Genomic DNA, 24114 nt, shown 5'->3' on the forward strand with positions numbered 1-24114 from the left:
ACTTAAATGAGAACTTTTACACATCATCATATCAATAAATCAAAATTACCCTTGTGAGTGGTTTACAAGTATTTGCAAGACAAATATACTAAGTTGTTGCTATAAGCTAATAGTTTAGTTGTCAAGTTGTCTTTAATAGTTTGCCTTAGTATCAATTTAATTAAGTCGGATGAAAAATACAAAATACTTAAGTATCCTTTAAATAATATTAATGCTTCATGGCTTTCAACTCCTGGACTCTAAGCTATAATTGCTTTTGGGCAAGTTTCTTTAAAATTTAAAATTTAGTCTAAACTTTTAGTATGAATGGGCAAACTTGCAAATATCGAGTCAAGATAATCCAGAAGTAGAAGCCAGGAGAAAATAATGAATTTTATCTGCAACTAATTATTAAATTAGTCATATTTCTTAGCTAATTTGATATTCTTAGCAAGGCCAAGCAATTCTAGGAATTGAATGGTCATCCAAGTTAGGTCAACCTCCCACCATTCCAAACCATGGCGTGCGGAATACTGATAAGCATGGTGATTATTATGCCAACCCTCACCAAAAACTAGGATAGCAACCCACCAGCAGTTTGTTGATTTATCACTGGATTCATGACTAGTGTAACCGAACTTATGTGTTGCACTGTTAACCAACCAAGTGCAGTGCCACACCCAAACAATACGGGCGAAAACACCCCAAAATACAAAAGACCAACCGCCCCAAAAAAGTAGTCCAATCCCAAGTAATACTTGCAGCTGTATCATATTTTTTTCCAAAAACTGGTAAACTAGGTCTTCAGAAATGTCCTTTGTAAATTTAGGTAGTTCTGACAAGTCATGCCTATTGTAAATTAACCAGCCCATATGGCTCCACCAGAAACCTTGGTTAGAATCATGAGGATCTTTCTCTTGATCTGAGTACAGGTGATGAATACGGTGGGTGCCGATCCATTCAATAGGACCCCCTTGACAGGAAATAGTACCAAAGAGCACCAATAAATACTCTAACCATTTGGGAGAATGAAAACTACGATGTGTAACCAAGCGATGAAAACCAAGGGTGACACCTAAGCCGCCTGTAATCCAGTAGAAAAGTAGACCAATTCCCACTGCTTTCCAACTGAAGAACTGAGGGAAAAAGGCAAATATGGCTCCGGTGTGTACAATAACGAAGAATAGAGTATTCACCCAATTAATTGAACGTTTAGTTGATGTGGTAATGATCATTTAGTAACCCAAGTTATGAAATTTTCATTCAAGTGTGCGCGTTGGCTTGGTTAGTCTGGGCGCTTCATCCCGTTAATCCGCAAGTAGTTTTTGTAGACAAAATACTAATGAACAGCTTGGAACAGCTGCAGCAAGCAGAAAAGGAACTGTTACCGATTTTTTATGGTATTGACGCTCAGGTCAAGCAGAATCTTCAAAGAGTACTAGATGCCTTTCGTTATAATAATGTAGGATCACATCATTTTACAGGGGTATCGGGTTACGGTCATGACGACTTAGGACGAGAAATTCTAGATAAGGTCTTTGCTCAAATCATGGGTGCAGAAGATGCGGTAGTCAGGGTGCAATTTGTCTCTGGAACTCATGCTATTGCTTGTGCTTTATTTGGGGTTCTCCGTCCTGGTGGAGAAATGATATCTGTGGTTGGAGCACCTTATGACACATTAGAAGAAGTAATTGGTCTAAGAGGTCACGGTCAAGGCTCACTTATAGATTTTGGTATTAATTATCGACAGTTAGACCTTACTCCTCAGGGGACTATAGATTGGCAGTCTTTAAGTCAATCAGTCAATGATGATACTAGCTTAGTCTTAATTCAACGTTCTTGCGGGTATTCATGGCGGTCAAGTTTGTCTATTGCAGAAATTGAACGCATTATTAAAATTGTCAAAAAACAAAATCCTAATACTATATGCTTTGTAGACAACTGCTACGGGGAATTTGTAGAAACCATAGAACCCACACATGTTAAAGCAGATTTAATGGCAGGTTCTCTTATTAAAAATCCTGGAGGAACAATTGTTACTGCTGGAGGTTATATAGCTGGTAGGAGCGATTTAGTCGAAGCAGCAGCCTGTCGTCTTACTGCACCAGGAATTGGTAGTGCTGGAGGTGCTACTTTTGACCAACTGCGGCTACTATTCCAAGGGTTATTCCTGGCACCACAAATGGTTGGTGAGGCGATTAAAGGTACTCATCTTATAAGTTACGTTTTTGATAAACTTGGTTATCCTGTGAATCCCACACCTTTCACACCTAGGAGAGATTTAGTTCAGGCGATTGAATTAGGGTCTGCAGAGAAACTAATTGCTTTCTGTAAAGCTATCCAGAATAATTCTCCCATTGATTCTTATCTACATACTATTCCCCATAAAATGCCTGGATATGAAAGCCAAGTGGTTATGGCTGGAGGAACATTTATTGAGGGGAGTACCCTAGAGTTCTCTGCAGATGGACCTCTACGAGAGCCTTATGTAGTATACTGTCAGGGAGGGACTCATTGGACTCACATTGCAATTGCATTGGAAACTATAATTAATGTGCTGGGTGCAAATGAAAACCTAAGAAACATAAGGTAAAGATTTTCCTAAGTTTCCTTTTTAAACTAATGGCTCAGCATATACAAAAAGTAGAAATCGCAAATGATTTAATGAATTATCAGTTTAAGGGATCAGCTTAGATAAGAACCATGCTTATGACTGCCTGGTATCTTCCTTGAATATAAAAGTGATCCGGCTATTTTTCATGTAAGCTTCAGTGAAGATTCCATAAAAGATTGGTGATTTTGAAAGTTCCAAAATCACCAATCAACATCATAGGTGATACTCGAGGTGTAAAAAAATCCACAATAATTTATCATAAGAGTTGGCCAATAATTCCTTTCATAACTATGCTAACAAAGCTTGTTCATAGGGAATTTACTTGTTAGTTATATTAAGGTGATTAACTTTAATAAATAAACTTTAAAGACTTCTCTATTCTATTTAATCAGACTTATTACTTGCATCATCTACTTTCTGTTTAGATATTTACCAATGTTTACCATTTGTATTATCTATCTACTGATTGCCTATGACCTCTGGTTTCATAAGAATGTAACTGCATACTGACTCCAGTATTAATCAGAACAAGTGCATACTGTCAATGGGTTTGAAAACTGACCCAGAATTTTGTACAGCAAGAGACTCTTAATGTATAAATTATTATGATATTGACTGTACCAGTTAGGTTGAGACTTTTCTTCATTTAAAAACTCCTAAATAAGCCCATCTATCATAATATTTATAGCTGCCAATATATTTTTGTGAAAAACACGTAATTCTAAGTCAAATCATATCAATTTACTAATTTACTCCTACAATCCCAAATGGTACTATGTCATTTTAATTAAAATATTTTATGTATCCTTATCTCAAATTCATCTTTTACCCATATTTCATATTAGAACAAGCATTAGTATGAGTCTGATTATTGCTGGTGTTAGCAGTGGTGTTGGTAAAACAACGGTAACTCTTGCCTTGCTGGCATCCTTACATAAACGCCGTGTAAAGGTACAATCTTTCAAAGTAGGACCAGACTATATTGACCCGATGTTTCATAGACATATCACGGGTTATCATTGTCGTAATTTAGACCCTATACTTACTTCAGAAATTTATATTCAAGAATGTTTCCATATCTATATGCAGGAAGTAGATTATGGATTGGTAGAAGGGGCTATGGGTTTATTTGATGGGGTTAAGAAATATGATAGCCAAGAATCCCCTAATCATTTTGCTAGTACAGCACATATTTCTCGATTGTTAAACTTACCAATATTGCTAGTAATTGATTGTAGTGGTCTTTCTAGTTCTGTAGCTGCGATTGCTCATGGTTATTGTACTTTAGACACTCGAATTAATATTGTAGGAGTAGTTCTCAACCGAGTAAAGAGTGATCGCCATCTATCGTTGTTAACTGATGCTTTAGAAACCCTAAATTTACCGATTTTAGGAGTACTACGACAACAGGATAATATCCAAATACCTGATCGCCATCTTGGGTTAATTCCTATCAATGAACTTCCTCAGGTCGGTGAAATGATTTCAAAATTCGCTCATTTAGGAGATTGTTGCTTTGAGTGGGAAAAATTATTGCCTCTCTTGCAATCTGAATTTAAAAATTTCCCATATATCAGCTATAATCAAGCATTAATTACCAAGCACCAGGCAACAACAATAAGAATTGCTGTTGCCTACGATCTGGCCTTTAATTTTTACTATCAGGATAATTTAGATTTACTAAAACAATTGGGTGCTGAGTTAATTTACTGGAGTCCTCTACGAGACACAGAATTGCCAAGCAATATTCATGGAATGTATTTTGGCGGTGGTTTTCCAGAAATATTTGCTTCTTCCTTGTCAACAAATATTAATGCCCTTAAGTCAGTAAAAGTCGCACTTATGTCAGGAATACCCACAATTGCTGAGTGTGGTGGTTTGATGTACTTATGTGAATCAATTATTGATTGTGAAGGTAACCTATGGCCTATGGTAGGAGTATTGCCGCACACATCACAAATGGGGAAACGTCTAACTTTAGGTTATCGATGTGCAGTTGCTCTGGAAGACAGTCCTTTAATATCTGTGGGGGGAACTATTTTTGGGCATGAATTTCATTATTCTAGTTTGGTTAATAATACAGATAAACCCTTATTTCAAACTTATTGCTATAACAGCCGGAAAATTACAGGTTATGAAGGGTTAACAGGTGATTTTCGACTACATGCTTCCTATATTCATCTGCATTGGGGAGCAAATTTGGAAATACCCAGACGATTTCTTGATTATTGTTATATGGCTAACGATAAGGAAAAAATGAAATATGAAAAATAAATCCTGATCAGAAGATATGGAATTGATCTTTTCATTGAATTTATAACTCTATGATGATAGAAATTGTGTAAGGCTCTGAATATCTTATCTAACTTACTTCTGGCTAAGCTTCAAGTGCCGACAAAATCTTCTAGAGTTTTTTACGGAATTGAGATGGGATTGAGCTTTAAAAATGGCTAATAACTCAAAATAGTCTCTCGTCATTGACATAGCTAGTTGTATAATACCAATTTCAACTTCAAAAACTTCGAGTTTGAACCGAATTTTAGGGCTTAAATTAACTTCAGTAATTAAGGTTGTAAAACATACATCAAATTCCATGAATAATTTTGTATGTTTCAATGATTCAATACTAAACTTAAAAATATTTGGAATTTATAATCAACTCACAGATTGAATAACAAGAGAGAGCAGAAAGCTAGTCAAAAGCGCAAGCATATATTCAGCTAAGGCTACTGATATAGTGATTTAATAGAGTAAGAGAGATTTAAATATTCTATTGTTAATATATTTATTTTTTATAAAAAATAAATATATTTTATCTGTATATGTTTGAAACTCTACTCAATATTTAATTTGTAATAATTTTCTCTTTCCTCTTTGATACCTTGACAGTAATCTTGATTTGGTTTGATGATAGAATATCAATTGCCTTTATAGATTGTCCAATTTTCTATACATTTTTCTCTAATTTTATCTTTTCAATTGTTTATAAATCTCTTCTAAATTTTTTGAGAAAGACTAATATATTTTTTTTAAATGAAATATCATTTGTAAATCTACTAACTATTCATGATAATTTACCATTGTAATGGGATGTTTGTAATTGTATATTCTTTAGCAGCATATTTAATATTTTATTAAATATGCTGCTAAACTAAACACCTAATACTAAATGGCAATTGCTATTAAAATAGTGTCACTTTTAAAAGTATATTTAATATAAAGCTGGTTATACAACTGTATCCAGCTTTATACAAGAAAGCATAAAAATGAACATTAGCCGGTGTATACCCAATCCCATGCTCAAAGAAAATAAAATATTAATACTACACAGGATTATGAAAAGCTTTATAAATTTGCAAAGTATAAGAATATATAAAATCTCATTGTTCATTTTTTGATATAGTAAGTGAATAATGAGATTCCCTTATCTATCTTGAATGATGATAGTTCTTAGGATATAGGTATACCTTCAATGAATTCATTGTATTCATTTGCAAAACTGCCTCGTGAATTCAGGTCCAAAAATAACCAGTCATAAATTCATTAAAAATACTGGTTTTATCATTAAAAGATATCTATGGAGTTCATAATAATTAGACAACAATGTGAAATCAATAAGTTCACCCATTGTTGATTCTCTTAATCCAAATTATAGGTGATCAAATAATCAATTTTATTACACTTCCCGATTAACCTTCAACACACTCATATTCTTCATTCTGTAATTGATTATAAATGTGAATTAGATATTTTTAAAACCTGAGTAACCACGGGGGGTAATCATCCAATTCTCATACATATAAGTACTTTGATTTCCAATTAATAGAGTGGTTAACATGTTTACAGATGATGGTAATAATTTTTCTATAGTTGTTAAGATAATCTGTTCATCTTCTCGATATGCAGACTTTACTAATGCAACTGGTGTATTTCTATTTCGGTACTTCAAAAAAATATCCCTGGCTATGATTAATTGCTGGGTACGATTTTGGGAACGTGGATTGTATAAAGCTACAACAAAATCACCTAAAGCAGCAGCTTCTAGCCGTTTTTCTATCAGTTCCCAGGGTGTCAACAGATCACTTAAACTAATGGCACAAAAATCATGCATTAATGGAGTACCCACCCGTGCTGCTGCTGCCTGCAAGGCAGTCAATCCGGGAAAAACCTGAATTTCCGGAACCTTTCCATCCCAACCACGATTTTTCAATTCTTCTAATACTAAACCCCCCATACCATAAATTCCACAATCTCCTGAAGATACAACCGCTATATTTAGCCCCCACTCTGCTAACTCAATTGCCCTATTTGCCCTTTCTCTTTCATGGCTAATTGGTAAGGTTTCAATAATCTGTCCTGGCCTTAATATGGGTGTAATTAGATCAATATATAAACCATATCCAATTACTACATCTACAACACTTATAGCTCCTCGCGCTGCAGGTGTCATCTGCAATAGGCTTCCGGGTCCCATACCCACCAATAATATCTTGCCATTACTACCAATATATTCCTGTTTTCCCTGTGCTACAGCCACTGTTACTGCTCCCAATTCCCCGGAAAGCCTAAAAATTTGCTTGGGTACTATTAAATGACCTTCCTCCCGGTCTTGTTTCTGAGCTAATAAAGCCGCAGCCTCGGCTACACTTGGTGTACCGACCTCACTCTCTACAGCATTTGAAGGATTTGGTACAGCTACAGTTTGCAAAACTTCGGCTGAGTAAGTTAGTAAAAGTAAATTCCTATGCTGGCAAAACTCAAGTAAACCAACCTCATCACACTTTAAATCAATCGTGGCAATACCGGCAATTGCAGCCTCAGATAGGCTACTTTGTTTAAATATCTCAGTTATGGCTGTAGAAATAAGCTTCTGAGAAACACCCCGTTCACAGCCAATCCCAACCCATAATACTTTTGGGTGCCAGTATACTGAAGGTAAAGATGAAGAGGAAAGAGGCAAAGGAATTAGTGGGGAACTAGCAGTAATGAAGATTTGCCCCTGAGAATTATTAGACTCATCAAAATCAAAGGGATGACTATCAGGAAGATGATTTTGCCAAAGTTTAGAACCAACTTCTTGAATGACCTGAATTTTTCCACCACAGGCGGCAACCGCACTTACTCCTGTCCAATCTCCTTCACCTCGATTCCAACCGAAAGGGACACCTAAGATATCTATTCCTGGCAGATCTAAATTATTTGCACTACCCATAATAATAGGTAAGCAATCAGGGATTTGGGTAGCAATTAATCTAGCTAAATTGTCTCCACCCCCCTGATGTCCGCTACATAGACTAATTGAAAACTTACCTGATTCATCCACTACGACTACTGCTGGATCAATAGATTTGTTCTGCAATAAAGGTGCAATTAACCTAACCACTGCGCCAGTTGCTAAACAAAATATAAATGCTCGGTGATATTGCCATAAGTTTGCCAGGTGACTTTTTAGAGATTCTCTATAAACCCTAGTGCCTCTGAGTTCCTGTAAAGACTCTGGAACCCATATTTCTGTGTTTTCTATATCTAGTTTTTGGATTGTTTTAACACCTGCGAGACTAGTGGCAATGATAGCAAAGGGTGAAAAGTCAGCTAACAACAAATTTGTCTTACCTGGTAAAACTGCACAACTAACAATTATGTCATATTATCTCACACCATGTTTACCTACAATTTCAATAATCCTTAAATCAGAATGATAGAGAATTACTAATGGGGAAGCCTTATACATTACTTATAAGACTGTCAAATAATAGTTTTACCTCCATTTTTTCGTATTATTTTTGAATTCTTAAAAATAATACGTCTAATGCTTTCAAGTCCTAATATTTCTTTTATTTTATTTCTTTTTACTAAAAAAATTCAGTCTTTAAATAGAGTTCTTGAAAAATTTAGTTTTTTGATTAATAAATTAAAATCCATAGAATCAATTATTTTTAGGAAAAATTTCCTCAATTCGCTATTGGGTTTTGTTGCTTATTCTATTTTGGTTTTAAGGTTCGCTTTTCGATCAAAGTAAACCCCATTAGTAAAAAAACTTTCTCTAAATACCATGACCTGCCTTTTGTACCTCTTGATGCACGATCTCTTGAAACTGAATTGAGTCTTTACGAGGATCGGAATAAATTACCTTGACTAATATACGTTCCCCCAATTTTACAACGCGTTTAAAGAACATAGGTAGTTGTAATCCCAAATCTTCAAGGAGAATTAGAGCTAAACCACTATCTTCTCTTAGCCACATTAAAACTATAGTTTGCCAGGTCTCATAGGAATAACGGCGTAAGTATTCCAGTGCCCAATATCTATTAGTTTGCCTTTCCACCATAGTTACCTCTTGAGTAATACTGGTAACATTACTCATAACTTCCCTCAGCTTATTTGCTGAGAAAGGAGGTGTTTGTCCTCGTAAATGTGCTTTAATTTGGAAATGAGTTAAGAGATCACTATAGCGGCGAATGGGGGAAGTTGCCTGAGTATAAGTATTCAAACCCAAACCAGCATGACGTAGGGGTGTAATACTCATTTCACTTTTGGGCATGCAACGGCGCATAGCACAGGCGCGGACAAACCCAGGTGGCAACAACAATAACTCTTCATCTGGTGGCAACTCTGGTTGGGGTTGGCCGCGAAACGGTAGAGGAATATTATGTTCTTGACCATAGCGAGCCGCAACTTCCCCAGCAAGAATCATCATTTCTGCTACCAACTGCCGAGAAGAAGAATCATCCAATAAATTAATACTAATATCTTCTCCCTGTTCTTTAACCTTAATCATAGCTTCTGGCATATTTATACTTATTGCCCCTTGCTCATAACGCCAATAGCGCCTTTTTTTTGCCCATTTAGCAATTGCAGCTATTTCGGGTTCTGCTTGTACTCTCAGCTCAAGCATTTCACCCACATCTTCGTAAGTGAGGCGATAGGTAGGTTTAATATAGCTTGCATGTATACTATATTCTTCCACTGCTCCAGACTCGTCTAAAATTACCCCAAAGCTCAGGGCACAGCAATGTTTACCTTGAACTAAACTCATAGGGCCAGTTGCCAATAATTCTGGAAACATGGACACCATACCTGTGGGCAAATATACAGTACTACCACGTCTTCTGGCTTCTAAATCTAACTCATCTTCTGGAACTAGCCAACGAGTAGGGTCAGCAATGTGTATCCATACTCTTTCTTTAAGATCACTTAATTTCTCCCAACTTAATCCATCATCAATCTCTGTAGTACTTTCATCATCAATGGTATAGACCTTGAGATGAGTTAAGTCTAAACGATCACTATCTGGGTCTGGTGGGTTAGATTCTAACTGCTTTCGCGCCACTTCTAATACCTTACTGGAGAATGAAACAGGAATTGATAAACGACGCAGAAATAAATTTTCATGGGGACTCCACCATCCTAAGTCTACCAAAACTTAAAAGTTCCTGAGGGGGTTGCTGGTCGTCCTAGTATATTCATCGTTTCCAAAATTTGTGCTGGAGGAGGGTAAAAACGAGCAAGTGAATTATCATCTAAACCCTTACGTGCCATGTCACTCAACTCAGCAAGAAATGTTGCATATTTTTCTAAAACTTCCAAACGCTGGCAATCGTATTTTTGCCACTTCACCTCTTTACCTATCAGTGCTTGTTCTACACGGGCAAGAAATTCTTGTTGGCCTTTAGCCTTGAGGGCTTCTACTTCTAATTGGTGTTTACGCTCAGCAACTTGAGATTTAGTTCTAGGCTCATAACTATTTCCTTTTTGCTTGAAATAGACCGTATCATCCGATAGTAAACAATGAGCAGCATAAGATTGACTTGGTGAAGACTCAGAAAATAATAATAGGGCCATTTCCTCTGAGGTGACAGCTAGCCCTTCTTCTACCAATAGCTCCCAAGCTACCTCTAAGCTTGACAAATCCAGATAGGGTTCTATTTCCGATAAAATATCGGCAATTTGTGAAGGCTTGTAGGTTTCTCCAGCGATTTGATAGTTGATCTGTCGCGGCGCGACGCTGTGGGGTTGTCCCCGCTCATCAACCACTATCCAACGATTCTTACCATCTTGGCGATCTATTACTCCTAAGTGCCGATCACCTTGCAGTTTAAATTCAACTAGGGTCCCCTTCTCCACAAGCCTCGTATTGTATACAGGTAAACAGCTAACAAATATTTATATAGATGAATTTCAAGGTCAGGAGCTAAGAGTTCAGGGCTTTGAGTTTGTTAACATTTCCCCATTCTTGACTCACTAATTTTCTGATTAACCTTCTGCATTGATAAATGGCAACAAAGCCAGGATTCTTGCCCGCTTAATGGCTGATGTTAATGCTCTCTGTTGTTGGGCTGTAAGCCCAGTAATCCGACGGGGCAATATTTTGCCCCTCTCGGTAATAAACTTGCGTAACAGATCTACATCCTTATAGTCAATAGGGTCTCCTGGCTTAATTGGAGATAAACGACGGCGATAATAGCTCATAATCTACTTTTATTTAATTTCCTTGTGGATTGTATATTTGTTGCAGTGGGTACAGAACTTCTTCAATTCTAATCGCGCAGTGGTATTACGTCGATTTTTAGTGCTTGTATAACGAGATACTCCTGGCGAGCGTTTACTGGTATTAGAGCTACATTCGGTACATTCTAATGTCACTATAATACGGGCACCTTTAGATTTAGCCATATTATTACAAAGATTAAAAGGTTAGAGTAGTAAAAACAAACTCTTATTGTCTCATATTTTCTCCCAACTCACCAGTAAAACACTTCAGTTTTGATATCTAGTGAGTAGCCCATTGGGTTGGGAATAAAACGATTTTAGTTTTAGCATGTCGACGTATACATGGTCTACCGTATATTATCTTATAATTTGGATAATACTGAAATACATTATTCTAGTCTAGAATAATAAGAGTATGCTAAATTCAGAAAATTAATAATTTTGATTGAGTTGATTTAAATTAAGTAGAGCAGCGAAATAAACCCTAGTTCTTCCTTAGATTAGTAATTAGGATTTGATATTATTTTTTGCTTGGTTTGTGATACCTATAATTTAATAGGTTAATGAGATAACTCACAGAATTAGACAAAGTAATGTAGAAACAAATATCCTGATAAATTCTTACTAGAAGCAGTTTTTATGACCTCTGAAAAGACTACTTAATCAGATAATTGCTCACAAATTTTAAATTATGTCTGTATTAAGTCCTTATTAAGTCCTTTTAAATTGTAATAAGTTAATAAGTATACTTATTAACTTATTACAATTTTTCAAATAATGCTCTTCATCATAATACTTGCAATGATTTATCTCAGTATATCAATGATTTTGATATACCCTTAACTACCACCAAGTCCCAAACGCCCAGCTAATGAGGGAGTAAGAGGTAACAAAGTGATAATCATCAAAAACAAAGCTAAAAGTCCTAAAACAGCCCTTGCATCATCAGGCTCACTGATTTCATCTAAACTTGGGCGTTCTAAATTCCTCTGTAAAAATAAAATCACAATTACCCAGTACATAGCCAGGGAATTTCCTAGGCTGATTAATGCTAGCAAAATAACCGTGGCAAAAGTCGTTCTATTAGCAGTCTTACGTCCGTAAATTGCTTGCACAATCCTACCACCATCTAGGTGTCCTGCTGGCATTAAATTAATGGCAGATATTACTAAACCTAACCAGCCAATTATTACCAGTGGACTTACGTCTACCACTGATGATTGTACATTAGAACCGAGAATTACTCTTGCCAAGCTGCCTACTAAAATTGACCCTTGAAAGAATGTATTGGGCAATTGAAATAAACTACCAGGATGAGAAAGCAATAAACCAATCACCAAAATTACTAAAGAGAGGATCCCTCCAACAGCAGGTCCTGCTATTGCAATATCAAATAATACTTTTCGGTTGGGTAGTAAAGACTCAAACCTAGTAATTGCTCCAAAAGAACCAATTTGTACTGCGGGTAGGAAATAAGGCAGGCTGAGGCGAACTTGGTACCAATTTGCAACTATCTTATGGGCAATTTCATGGGCAAGTAAAATTACCATCACTCCAACTGCAATCGGTATCGTTTCCATATATCTTCTTGGATTAGAAAATAAATCAAAATATAAGATAATACCAACTACTTCCATACAAGTGATAATTGTGGCAATAAATAATATCCCAGCAAATACCTGTTGAGTGAAAGTCATCGGTTGGGGATCATTCTTGCTGGGTAAAACAATTACCACGGGTTTTCCATCTCGATTTTCTACCAAAAACAGGCGGTATTTTTCATCAAAACGTTTTTTTAAAGTGTTACTGAGAATGTTGTGAGTTTTTCCTGGTTCTCCCCGTAAATTGCCCTCAAAGATTGCCCCTTCTAAGTAAGCAGTAGTATTTGTCACAAAAAATGTGTCTATTCCGAAAATACCTTTAATACTATTTAAATCTTCACCAGGAATAGAAATTAATTTTGGTTGCAATTGACTGGGAGCTTCCGTAGATTCTTCTTTATCTCTTTGTTGTTTTTTCTCTTGGGATTGACTTGTCAACGATCTTTGGTCTGCATTCTGCTGCAAAACTTTATGTCGTCCCTCTGCCCTTAATTGTCTTCCCAAATAAATATAAATACTGGTGGCAACCATTATTATTAATAATATGCCTGCTATATTTACATAAATGCCCGCAGCAAATAAACCAAAGAATACTAGCCAGGGAATCATTAATACTACTGACTGCAACCAGGACAAGAGTCCCAATTTTCCATAGGGCTTAGCTTTATAAAAGCCCCAACCTAAAATACCTACAGCAACTAATAGAATGGTCGCTATCACAGGAGTTTCTGACGCACTAAACATTTCCCAACCCTTCGTTTTGAAATACCAAGCCTAAATTTGTCAGGTGTTATGGACTATTTATAATAATTTATAACGATGTTTGACAATAAAAAATGAGTATTACCGACCTTGCAAGAATCGGATAAATGTGAGTAAGGCTAGAATACATATAAGGGAACTATGGTTAAATTGAACTAAGAGGTTTTCTTTCATCAAAATTTAGCTATTTAAGTTATTTACTTTCATAGTTTTCTCAGTCAATCATCATTCCATAGTGCTTTATACATAAGAAAACCATCCTAACACTCAACTTAAAGATACTGAGATTAAGTTTTTTTATACTCCATATGAAATGGCCACTATTCTCATTTTTACCAGCAAAATTTATATTTTGGTGTTTCCTTTATTGACTAAAATTTGGTCTGAACATTTAGCTTTAAAAAAACTGACCTAAATAATGATTAAAGCTTGTAACCCCAAAATCAAATTTTATATGTCATCTCCTATATTTAATAAGTACTCGATTTTTCTGCCTTTGATCAACTTTAAGTAATGTAACATTTGAGTAAACCAAACTATTAAAGAAAATATTGTGAAGGCAAAACTACTTCTATACAAGAATTATAATAATCTTTAAGGTAATTATAATTCTTGTATAGAAGTAGTTTTGCCTTATCTAGCAGTTTTTGTATAAAAAAATACTAGTTCTTATGATTATTTCACTAGACAATTAATTAGCATAGAATTAAGGAACTTCTAGTTGTATTACTCCCATTTACGAAAATTCTTCAATAGATGAATTTTCTATTAGAAGAAGAGCACAAAGAACTTCTTGTCATTTAGCTCTTATGTATTCCTACAATTTCCTTGTAATATTTCAGAGGAATGTACAAGGGTTAAGTTGTTTTGTACATTCAGTGTTGATTGAAGGTCCGATTTTCACATAGCTAATGCGTTAATTTGGCTTTATTTTGGATTGTTAGTTTTTCCTCCGCCTGAAAGTGTTTTTCATATGCAAATTCTGATGCCCTAATAATAGCGCTATTGCTTATCTTTTAAAAGAAAATATTCTCTTTACCCAACTATTTGGCGGTATCTACTCCTAAACTTGCTCTAATATATGTAATATGACAAAAAAATATAAATAAACTGTTTTCTAATACTTAAACCTAAACCCATCTTATGGATAAGATATTTGGTCATTATACTCTGCTTTTCATTCTTTTATAAGTTATCGTGTGAGAATTGAATATAATAATTCAATTCTATAGATATTGACTTTTAGAATTAAGCTCATATTTCATTTATCTAGTAAGATTGCTATTAACTAGAATTTTGAGGATATGTATTAGTAAGTATAAGCATTATATAAATTTTGTGAAGTAGCTACTAATTTCCTAGTATACCAAGAATATGTACTATTAAGGCTTACTTCTACCAGATTTTAAAACTAATGACTGAATACATAAGAAAAAGTGAAAGTTGTTGTGGTGAGAGTTATGGATGAAAGTTTATACTCGCAGATATAATTAATGCATCAACCAAGTTGATTGAGGAGTATAATTATCAAACGTATTTTGTACTTTATATGGGAGATAGTTAGAGTAATTTGTTATGAATATATATAATGTAATGCAGATAGCCGGAGTATTTTGTAGCTTGCCAGAAATCAAGATTACCAACCCCATAGATAGTCAATCTTGAAAAAGAAATTTTTTAGCTGTATTATTAACTAATGATTAAGCATTCATTATACATATGTACTCTCTGCAAACTATTAATTAAATTACTTTAATAGCTTTAAAATTTGGAACATCCCATGATTAAACTAGAAAATATATTGTTTGGAGATCAATTTGGTACTATCGGAAAGTAGTAATTATTGGTACGTAAAATTTACGCTGTTTTAGCAATTTTAATTATAAATCAACTAAACAAAACTTATTTTCTGAGAGGAAGTTTATACTAAGTATTTTACTTGTTATTTATTAGAAAAGTTTTAAGGAACGAGAGAATAGACAGTAGTTAAATTAATAATACATAGTAAAAATGTTAAGTATTAATCAGTGTCTGAATTTATAGTGACTAGTTTAATCACAATGAATATATTGAGAATATAAGCCTTTGGAACTCTCCTAAAAGCTGTAGTATTTTCTATATTATTTTTCTTTTAGTCTACAGCGAAAATCTCAGTTAAACAATTAAACTTTACTTTAAATACTATTTATGATTTGAGTTTGCTAGCACTCTTATTTATAAGAGACTTTATGCTCAAAGCTTTATCTAGGTTTACATATATTGTAAACCATTTTGAATATTTTTTTGGCTAAGAATATAAACTTATTAGAATCTTCAATATAATATATTGAAGATTCTAATAAGTTTAAAAGAGTAATGATTGAACTCTTTCCGCAAAAGTTAAAGACATAATCTCAAGTAATTGGTACTAGTATATCAAAGTAAGGGTATGTTACCTTGGATTAAGGTAGGATCAGGGATTTTCTATTATGGTTTCCCAGACTTGAATATATAGTAGCAAGTGAGTATGACTATTTTCTGGTTGAAGTGTACTTGAGGTCTCTTATAGTTGAAAACTTGTACAAAAATATTTTTATGTCCTATAAAAAGCAAGGTTAGAGAATTAATCTAAAGACAAAATAATAAAAGTTTTTAAGGCTTGAATTAATCACATGTGGTTAATCCAAAATACTTTTGTCTTGATCAAGCACTATAATTATTTCAGCCCAACTTTTATGAATTAAGTTAGGGATTTTGATGATAGCTAAATTTATCGGAGCTAATGGGTTATGGAAATTTTACTTGACGAGAATCCAAAATAAACTTCCTAATTCAATTAGGTTTAAGAAGATAAACTTGAGGCTTAAGTCATTTTCTAAAAATGCTCTCCAATGTTTTATTAAACAAGGGTAATTGCGCAGTAAATTATTACTATTACATTTTCCTATAAGTCTGATTACAAAGCCTTATTTTATCAAAAATTGCTAACTGAAGTTGAGTTTAATGTCCAGTATTTAATAGGTTCAATGGATAGAAAAAAGGTACTCTTTCTACCCAACTTTCCCAATCACCGTTAGAGTATAATTTTAGATATCGAAAACCAGGCTGTTTATCATCTAAAGTGAAATCTGGACTGTTAGGTTGAAATTGAATGCAAGTTGAAGGAGTGCTTAAATAGTTAACTTGATACCGTTGATATTGGAACTCTTGATGAACATGACCACATATTACTAACTTAATATAGGAATGGCGGTCAATAATGGCAAATAAATCCTCTGGATTTTGCAGTCGGCTTTTATCTAACCATTGAGAATTGATAAGAAAAGGTGGATGGTGCAGAGCTATTAATGTTGGCTTACTATCCAGAGTAGTCAGTTGGGTATCCAGCCAATCTAGTGTTTCTATAGAGAGATAGCCATGTGCCTGCTCAGAAATGCAGGAGTTCAGCAATATAAAGTTCCAACCACCACGTTCAAAAGACTTACGCCGAGAAAATAACTTGAGGTTTAATACTTCCTTCATCACGTTCGAGCAATCGTGATTGCCTGGTACGCTATAAGTAGGTAATCGTAGAGGATATAACAAATTTTGTAGATTTTCATAGGATTCTGGGCTTCCATCCCCAGATATGTCCCCTGTAAGTAGTAGCATATCAATTTCAGTGTCTAAATTTCCGAGATGTTCTATAACGGCACAAAAGGAATCTTTTGTAGGTATTCCCAACAATTCTTGGTTTTCATCAGCAAACAAATGTATATCTGTTATTTGTGCAACTGATACAGGATAAGTATCACTCATTTTGATCAATAAAATTTCAATATTGGTAGTATTGTGAGCACAATCCCACTTAACAAGTGGTATATCTATATATCACTTGTTATTTCATCATAATTTGTTAAGACTATGGTCAGGGTGAATAAAAGATAAAGGAAAGATGTTATTGGTATACTATCCATTATGCTCTGCTAAAAGATTGGTAGTTCATTTCAATCACCCCAACTTTTCGCATCTATAATCATTCTGACATAAGTAATTAAGTTATATAAGATATTTTCTTGACTTATTAATTACGTAATTTTTACGTAATTAATAAGTTGATTGTAACAATTTCTGTATGTTAACTATATATTTATATTTTCTATGAATGCTGAAAATATAAATTAAACTGCAATCAGTCCTTTTATTTGCTTAGTTTTCTAAGTAAATATTTTTTTGGAAAAGAAAAGGAGGGAAAATTTCTAGTGGCTTAATAAGTAGAATGCCAAACATTAATTAATTATTGAATCAAGAGCAACTATTCTAGGTGAATGAAAAGGCCTTTGGAGCTATATGAGCAGTTTATTTCTACACTACTACAAGAAAGTAGAGTAGAAGAACGGTGGCATAATTACCAAGATATAATTCATGTTTAAAGCATCAGGTGATATTTCAATTTGGTAGAATTTTCAGTTTAGTATAGATATTTCCCCAGTATATTAATTGGTACATCAATTGCAATGTATTTTAGGATTGACGTGAGGTGAAAATCGAAAAGATAAAATTACAAGAATGCAAAATTAAACATTGGGGATTTAGATGGTTTTACATAAAGGTTATATTGAGCACTATCACAAACAAAAAAATTACCTTTTGTTTTTTGGTCAAAAATAAATACATGTTTGCATACACCTAGAAGCCTGATTGCCAATCAGAAAAAGCTTAGAAAAAGCTTATGATAACAATTTCTACAATTATGACAAGATGCAATTGATTTAGACTTTATAACATTCTATCTAATAATGATATAGAATTCATTTAGGATACAACATGAGTATGGCAAAATCCTTAAATTATATGGAAAATATTGAATTAAACCAAGGGCAAAACAATAAAAATCGATAGTCCAATTAATGATGAGGCTAGTGTGTATAATTTGCGAAAATGCTTTTGCATGAGCCTATCCTCTTTAAAACCATTTTCCACTTTATCGATTAATCTATAAAAGGATTCTGACCGTAGTATGGCAGTGCTTCTGACCAATGAGGATTTTGTTTCAAACTCCAGCCTAAATATGCTATTTCTAAAATGCTGTCAACAGTTTTTGCCAGACCGGATGTGGCTATAACTAATTCGTAATCTGTATGCAAACTAGCTAATTTTTTCTGCCACTCTTCTAGTAAAAATATTGTGTCATCAAGCAATACTTTTAACTTTTTTCCATCTGTGCTTGGTTTATAAATGCCAGCACAAATATGGCCTCTTTGTGCTGGCATTTGTACGGCAATTGCTCTTATGCATTTTTCTGTGAGGGTTATTTTTTGCAATGAAGAATTATCTTTACCTTTTAACTGTGCCCAGGCTATGGCACTTAAAGTGGAAATTGCAAACACAGGAATATCTAATTGCTGTCCTAAAGTTCTAGCAGTGACCACTCCAATTCGCGTACCAGTAAAACCACCAGGTCCTTTTGCTACAGCAATAAATCCTAAGTCTTTCCAGGTTTGTGGTTTGATAAACTCCACTATGTATTGGTGTAATAAGTTAGACACCTGGCGTTCTAAATTCCAGACATCATAACGTTTTGCTCCCATAAAATTGCCTATGGCTAATCCCAATTCGGGAGTAGTGGTGTGTAGTGCCAAGCCATACTTTACTGGTGTTTGTATAGTAGTAAATGAATTTTCCATACTGCAAATAATATTACTGTGTAGTTTTTAAATTCTGACTGTCTTCAGATTGGTAACAATTTTAAGAGTATTTTATATTTTCCTTTCCCTCCTGACAAATAAACTCTAGGGGTATAAATTTTAAATATAGCAGAAGCACTTTGATCTATAAATATTACTTGTTGGAATTCTCTTTTGTTTGACAATATCAAAAATATTTTTCTAATCAAAGATGATTTTATGCAGTAATAAGTAAATAGTAAAAGTTGTTTTATAATTAATATTATATCTTGGGTAAAACCATTAAGTAACAGTTATTACACTATAGCCTGAACTAAGCAATATATTTGATATTAAAGTTCAAAATACTATCAGGGGTATTAGAATCTCTAAATAATGAATATTTGACGATTAATTTAAATTTCTTGATGAAACTATTTTTCACATAATTTGAATTACAAATGGTAGGAATGAAGAATTTAAGTTTCTAGATAGATATATATATTCTCAAAATGTTTGTATGGGCTGTAGTATGTTTATTTCATATATTGAATATAGTATAGAAAAAGCAATCTATTATGCTAAATAAGTCGATTGAAATTGGAGTATACAATAAGCTCATTGTATAAATGAACTTATTCGTAAGTCATCAGTTCAAATGTGGTTAGGGCTTAAGACTTAAATATGAGAGCTTATAGAATGTTCGTTGTACTAGGAGTATACTTGGCATATATGGTTTTTATCAGATTTGATTAAATTTTCAGTATTTTTATACATAGAAGGAAAAATAAAAATACTAAATAAAAATATTATTTGGCTATGGTTTTCAATTCTAAATTATATCCTTGTACAATAATCAAGTAGCTACAAAATTAAATCCTAAATTAAAAATACTGGGCGATATAAAAAGCATAATAGTTAAGACTTTATACATGTTAGTATACAAAATAATCCAGTCAAAAATATATTTTTTATTTTTGTTTACTGGTTTTACAGAATTGACTTCTATATTCTATTTAACCCAGATTTCATAAAATTTATATTCCCTTTGATAAAACTGGCTCTCCTAGGATTCTGTTTATAAAAGTAATGTTATCTGATACTTGTACATAGCTTAATGTTAACTGACAGTTTGAGGGAAGCATTAGGAATTAGTTATAATTGTATTTACCATTTAAATCCCTTTCTAACTAGAATGATTCTATCATTTTTGATATTTCTTTTGTTTTGTTTTTCGGCTCTCTTTTAATTGTCTCCTGTTCAAAAGTCTTCTTAAAAATGATCTTTGCTAACTTCTCTTTTCTCCTATTAAAAATTATGTCAAATTTTGACTACCTAGTTGTATCAACATTTATTTTTTCGTGCTGACAATATTCTCTGAAGTCTTTACCTCTTATCAACTCACTAACTGAGTTTTACATTTATTCAGGCTTTGAACAACATAATGAAGTTATGTTAAATTAACAGACTAAGTTGAGAACCTTGTTGATTTTTATTCACCTCAATTCTGACTTGGAATGCTTCTTTTAGATGAGGCATATGGGTTACTGTCAGAATACAAGCAAAATCAGGAGCTATCGTATTAATAGCTGAAATTAGACGATCACACCCTTCCTTATCTTGAGTACCAAATCCTTCATCTACAATTAGTAGTTGCAAAGCAGCACCTGCCCTTTGTGCAAGTAATTTGGCCAGTGCTAAACGAATGGCAAAGTTAATTCTGAATGCTTCTCCACCCGAGTATGTTTCATAAGCACGAGTTCCTCTGGCATCCGCAATTAAAATATCTAAGGTCTCAATTAATTTGGCAGTTTTCTTTTTTCCTCTACTACCCCGTCCAGCTTTTTGTGTGACAAATTGTACATGTAATTGATTGGCACTTAATCTAGATAACAGTTGATTTGCCCCTGCCTCTAACTGGGGTAGGATATTCTCAATCATTAATGTTTGGATGCCATTTTTACCAAAAGCCTGTGCTAATTCCTGATATATACGATTTTGTCTACAATACTCTTGCAATTGCTGTTGCTGTTCTTCATACTGTTTTTGTAAAGCTTCCAATTGCATTGCCATCTGTTCCAAACTTCCTAATTGAGCAATTTTTTTATCAAGTTCCTTTCTACGAATAGCAGTTTGCTCCTCTAAGACTTGAATCTGGTCTAAATGGTCAGCTGTGTTTGCTAGTTGCTCCTGAATTTGATTGACTTGTTCTATTAGTCTTTGTTCCTCAGACAAACGAAAAGATAAAGATGCAGTTAACTCTTGCAACCGATCTTGTAATTCTGGATATTGACCGGTCACAGTTATTAGTTGTTGATAGCGTAATTGCCAACACTGGGCTTTACGCAAATATAATCGGGTTTTCTGGTGTTTTTCCCCATCATAACCAATATCATTAATTTGCTTCTTTATATGTTGCATTTCCTGATAAATAGGAGAATTATGATATTGGTTAATACTAGACTCTAACTTAACTATCTGCTCCTGAATTTCTGGTTTTCTTACCTGGATTTCTGCCTTTTGTTTGAGATTATCTTTCATTTGGCTAAGTCTAACTTCTGACCAGCGCCATATTTCCACTTCATTGCGAGCCAAAATGTGTTTTTGCTCATCATAGTTGAGTTTTTGCAGGTACGTATCTAATTCCTGTAATTCCTGCTGCTGTTTAGGTAAATACCCCTTAGATTGTACTAATTGTTTTAAATCTTCTCTTCCTTGAGAAATTTCTTGCAGTCTCTGTTTATTATAACTATTATTCTCTAGTTTGGCGGCTAATTGTCCCCTTCTTTCCAGTAGGTAATCATAGTGAATTAACTGCTGTGAAACTTCCCGGTATTCTTGTCTCAAAACCTGAATTTCTCTATCAGAGAAAGCTATTTGTTCACGAACTACCCATAATTGACCTTCTGTATCCCGGTACTCTTCCTTTGTTTTATCTATTACCCGATTCCAATGATGTTCATCTAAAGGATATTCGCACAAAGGACAAATAGCATTGGGAGTTTGCAGCATTTGCAGTTTTTGCTCCAATTTTTCTAAAAGTCCCTCATATTCAAGTTGTTGGGCTTGTAATCTCTCTATAAAATTTCGTCTTTCCTGTCCTTTTTCCTGTACCCGTTGCAGATATACCCGTTTTTTTTCTATTCCCTCAATTTGCATTGCCACTTCTGTGACTGATTGTTGCAACTGATGTTGGTTTTCTTGACAAGATTTCAAATCATCTTGAGTTAATTCTAATAGTTCTAATCTAGCTGCCAAACTAGCTTGTTCTCGATCTATTTGTGTCTGAAGATTTATTCGTTTTCGCAATAGGGGAGATACTTGCATTTGAAGTTGATCTAATTCTGCTAAATTTTTCCTAGCTGAATTTAATTTGGCAAATGCAGTTTCTACTTCTCCTATTTTCGCAAGTATTTTCCCAATTTCTTGTTCCTTTTGTGTCAAAATGTTTAAAGTTGCTCTAGCCTCTTGTAATTCCTGCTCAAGCACTTTGAAATCCTGGTCTAATTCCTGTTGTTTTTGCTGTTTTAGTTCTTGCCAATGGGTAAAATTTTCAAATTTTGCTGCCAATACTTCTTCTTGAGATTGAAGTTGTTGATACTGACTATAACCAACCTCAATCTCAGTTTTTTGCTGCAAAATTTCCTCCATTTGATCTAATTGAATTTGTAAACTAGATTTTTCCTTTTTTAATCTTTCCTTATCATGAAATAAGCCCTGATGCTGTTTGTAGACAAATTCGAGTTGTTCCTCCCATGTTTTGCGTTGATGTTGAATTACCAGGAGATTTTGTAACTTAGTTTGATCTAATTCCTGTAGCTGTTGCAGTTGATTTAATTCTTGTGCTAAATCTTGTTTTTGCTGGGAAATTTCTTCTCTTTCTTGTAACCGCTCTTTCATTTCTGCTAAGAGCCGACTACTTTCTTCAGCCCTGATCTTAAAATGACGGGACAAATCTTTTGAAGATTCTTCTAAATCATCATACTGGTTCAGCTTAAGTAACTCTGCCAAAATTTGTTTGCGATCACTAGGACGCTTTACCATAAATTCATCTGCACGTCCTTGGCGTAAATAAGCAGAGTTAACAAAGGTATCATAGTCTAACTTGATATGTTGCAGAATTAATTCTTGAGTTGCCCTTAAACCCTTAGCAGTAATTGCCCGAAAACCATCAGGGGTTTCTACCTGTAATTCTAGAACACTAGTTCCACCCCTAGGATGACTGCGAATTACCCGGTAAGTCTGCATTAGACTCATTTGAAATGTAAAATTTACTCTGGCTTCTTTTGCTCCGGCATGAATAACATCATCTTCTATTCCAGCTCTACTTTGCCCCCAAATAGCCCAAGTGATTGCTTCCAATAAAGAAGATTTCCCTGCACCATTAGAACCACAAATGCATACTGTGTGCAAACCTCGGAAATCCAAATTTGCCTCACTATAACTAAGAAAATTTTTTAAGGCAAGTTGTACTGGGATCATTGATGATACGGAAACACTCTGTGTTTTCTATGTTGAATACTGTGTTTTCTATTTTTAATTAGAGAAGTATACTCCACTTTCAGAGTCTACCTTTGTAAAATCAATATTTCTAGTATACTGGGTCTTGTTTTTACAAAAATTAATACTCTCTTTGTTCTGGATTTTTAACATGTAGCTTAATGTATATCTATGGTATTTAATAATAGCTAATCCTGCTTGTAAAGTGCATACTTTACATTATATTTTACATATTACTGATGATTATTCTGAATATTTAGCTTGCAGTAATACTTGATAATACCAAGCATTTCTAATAGCATAGAAATGCTTGGTATTATCAAGTATTACTTAGTTATAGAGATTGTGTTAGTTTACAGCTATATATTACCAGAGCATATTTATTATCAATTATAAAATAATCATTTAATTCATTGAATGTACTCCAACCTTGCTTTATGTAATCCTTATATGTAGAATACAAAAATAATTTTATCCAAGGTTAACTTGATGTATATACTATTATTTATATAATTTATTAGAATGAGATTATTCACAAGAATAA

General features: G+C 34.0%; 10 protein-coding genes and 1 pseudogene. 2 read left to right on the forward strand and 9 right to left on the reverse strand.

What is annotated here, in order from left to right; translation table 11 throughout:
* Nucleotides 1-395 precede the first annotated feature (395 nt).
* Nucleotides 396-1214, reverse strand: a complete 819-nt coding sequence (locus RINTHH_RS00490; RefSeq protein ID WP_008231543.1) for an acyl-CoA desaturase — start codon at nucleotides 1212-1214, stop codon at nucleotides 396-398.
* A 107-nt stretch (nucleotides 1215-1321) separates the two neighbouring features.
* Between RINTHH_RS00490 and RINTHH_RS00495 the strand changes: the two genes are divergently transcribed.
* Both RINTHH_RS00495 and RINTHH_RS00500 read left to right on the forward strand, forming a co-directional pair.
* Nucleotides 1322-2572, forward strand: coding sequence for a methionine gamma-lyase family protein (locus RINTHH_RS00495; RefSeq protein ID WP_044304272.1), 1251 nt, complete (start codon nucleotides 1322-1324; stop codon nucleotides 2570-2572).
* Between the two features lie 879 nt (nucleotides 2573-3451).
* Nucleotides 3452-4867, forward strand: coding sequence for a cobyrinate a,c-diamide synthase (locus RINTHH_RS00500; RefSeq protein ID WP_008231547.1), 1416 nt, complete (start codon nucleotides 3452-3454; stop codon nucleotides 4865-4867).
* 1468 nt (nucleotides 4868-6335) lie between these two features.
* On the opposite strand, the gene cobJ is transcribed toward RINTHH_RS00500, so the two are convergent.
* The 8 genes and pseudogenes from cobJ to RINTHH_RS00535 all read right to left on the reverse strand — a co-directional run bounded on the left by cobJ (nucleotide 6336) and on the right by RINTHH_RS00535 (nucleotide 23552).
* Complete coding sequence (gene cobJ / locus RINTHH_RS00505; RefSeq protein ID WP_008231549.1) at nucleotides 6336-8192, reverse strand: precorrin-3B C(17)-methyltransferase; 1857 nt, start codon at nucleotides 8190-8192, stop codon at nucleotides 6336-6338.
* A 444-nt stretch (nucleotides 8193-8636) separates the two neighbouring features.
* A pseudogene (locus RINTHH_RS00510) lies at nucleotides 8637-10717 on the reverse strand (ribonuclease catalytic domain-containing protein).
* Between the two features lie 129 nt (nucleotides 10718-10846).
* Nucleotides 10847-11062, reverse strand: a complete 216-nt coding sequence (gene rpsR / locus RINTHH_RS00515; RefSeq protein WP_008230109.1) for a 30S ribosomal protein S18 — start codon at nucleotides 11060-11062, stop codon at nucleotides 10847-10849.
* A 9-nt stretch (nucleotides 11063-11071) separates the two neighbouring features.
* Nucleotides 11072-11266 (reverse strand): 50S ribosomal protein L33, encoded by a 195-nt coding sequence (gene rpmG, locus RINTHH_RS10270; protein WP_081606204.1) that lies wholly within the window; start codon nucleotides 11264-11266, stop codon nucleotides 11072-11074.
* A gap of 656 nt (nucleotides 11267-11922) precedes the next feature.
* Nucleotides 11923-13428, reverse strand: a complete 1506-nt coding sequence (locus RINTHH_RS00520) for a site-2 protease family protein (protein WP_008231554.1) — start codon at nucleotides 13426-13428, stop codon at nucleotides 11923-11925.
* Nucleotides 13429-16425: 2997 nt separating this feature from the next.
* Nucleotides 16426-17223 carry a 3',5'-cyclic-AMP phosphodiesterase gene (gene cpdA / locus RINTHH_RS00525; protein ID WP_008231556.1) on the reverse strand — a complete coding sequence of 266 codons (798 nt, stop codon included), beginning with the start codon at nucleotides 17221-17223 and terminating at the stop codon, nucleotides 16426-16428.
* 1172 nt (nucleotides 17224-18395) lie between these two features.
* Nucleotides 18396-19091, reverse strand: coding sequence for a tRNA (adenosine(37)-N6)-threonylcarbamoyltransferase complex dimerization subunit type 1 TsaB (tsaB, locus tag RINTHH_RS00530; protein ID WP_044304274.1), 696 nt, complete (start codon nucleotides 19089-19091; stop codon nucleotides 18396-18398).
* Between the two features lie 1434 nt (nucleotides 19092-20525).
* Nucleotides 20526-23552 (reverse strand): AAA family ATPase, encoded by a 3027-nt coding sequence (locus RINTHH_RS00535; RefSeq protein ID WP_044304275.1) that lies wholly within the window; start codon nucleotides 23550-23552, stop codon nucleotides 20526-20528.
* Nucleotides 23553-24114 lie beyond the last annotated feature (562 nt).

This window comes from Richelia intracellularis HH01 (genome assembly GCF_000350105.1).
GTDB lineage: Bacteria > Cyanobacteriota > Cyanobacteriia > Cyanobacteriales > Nostocaceae > Richelia > Richelia intracellularis.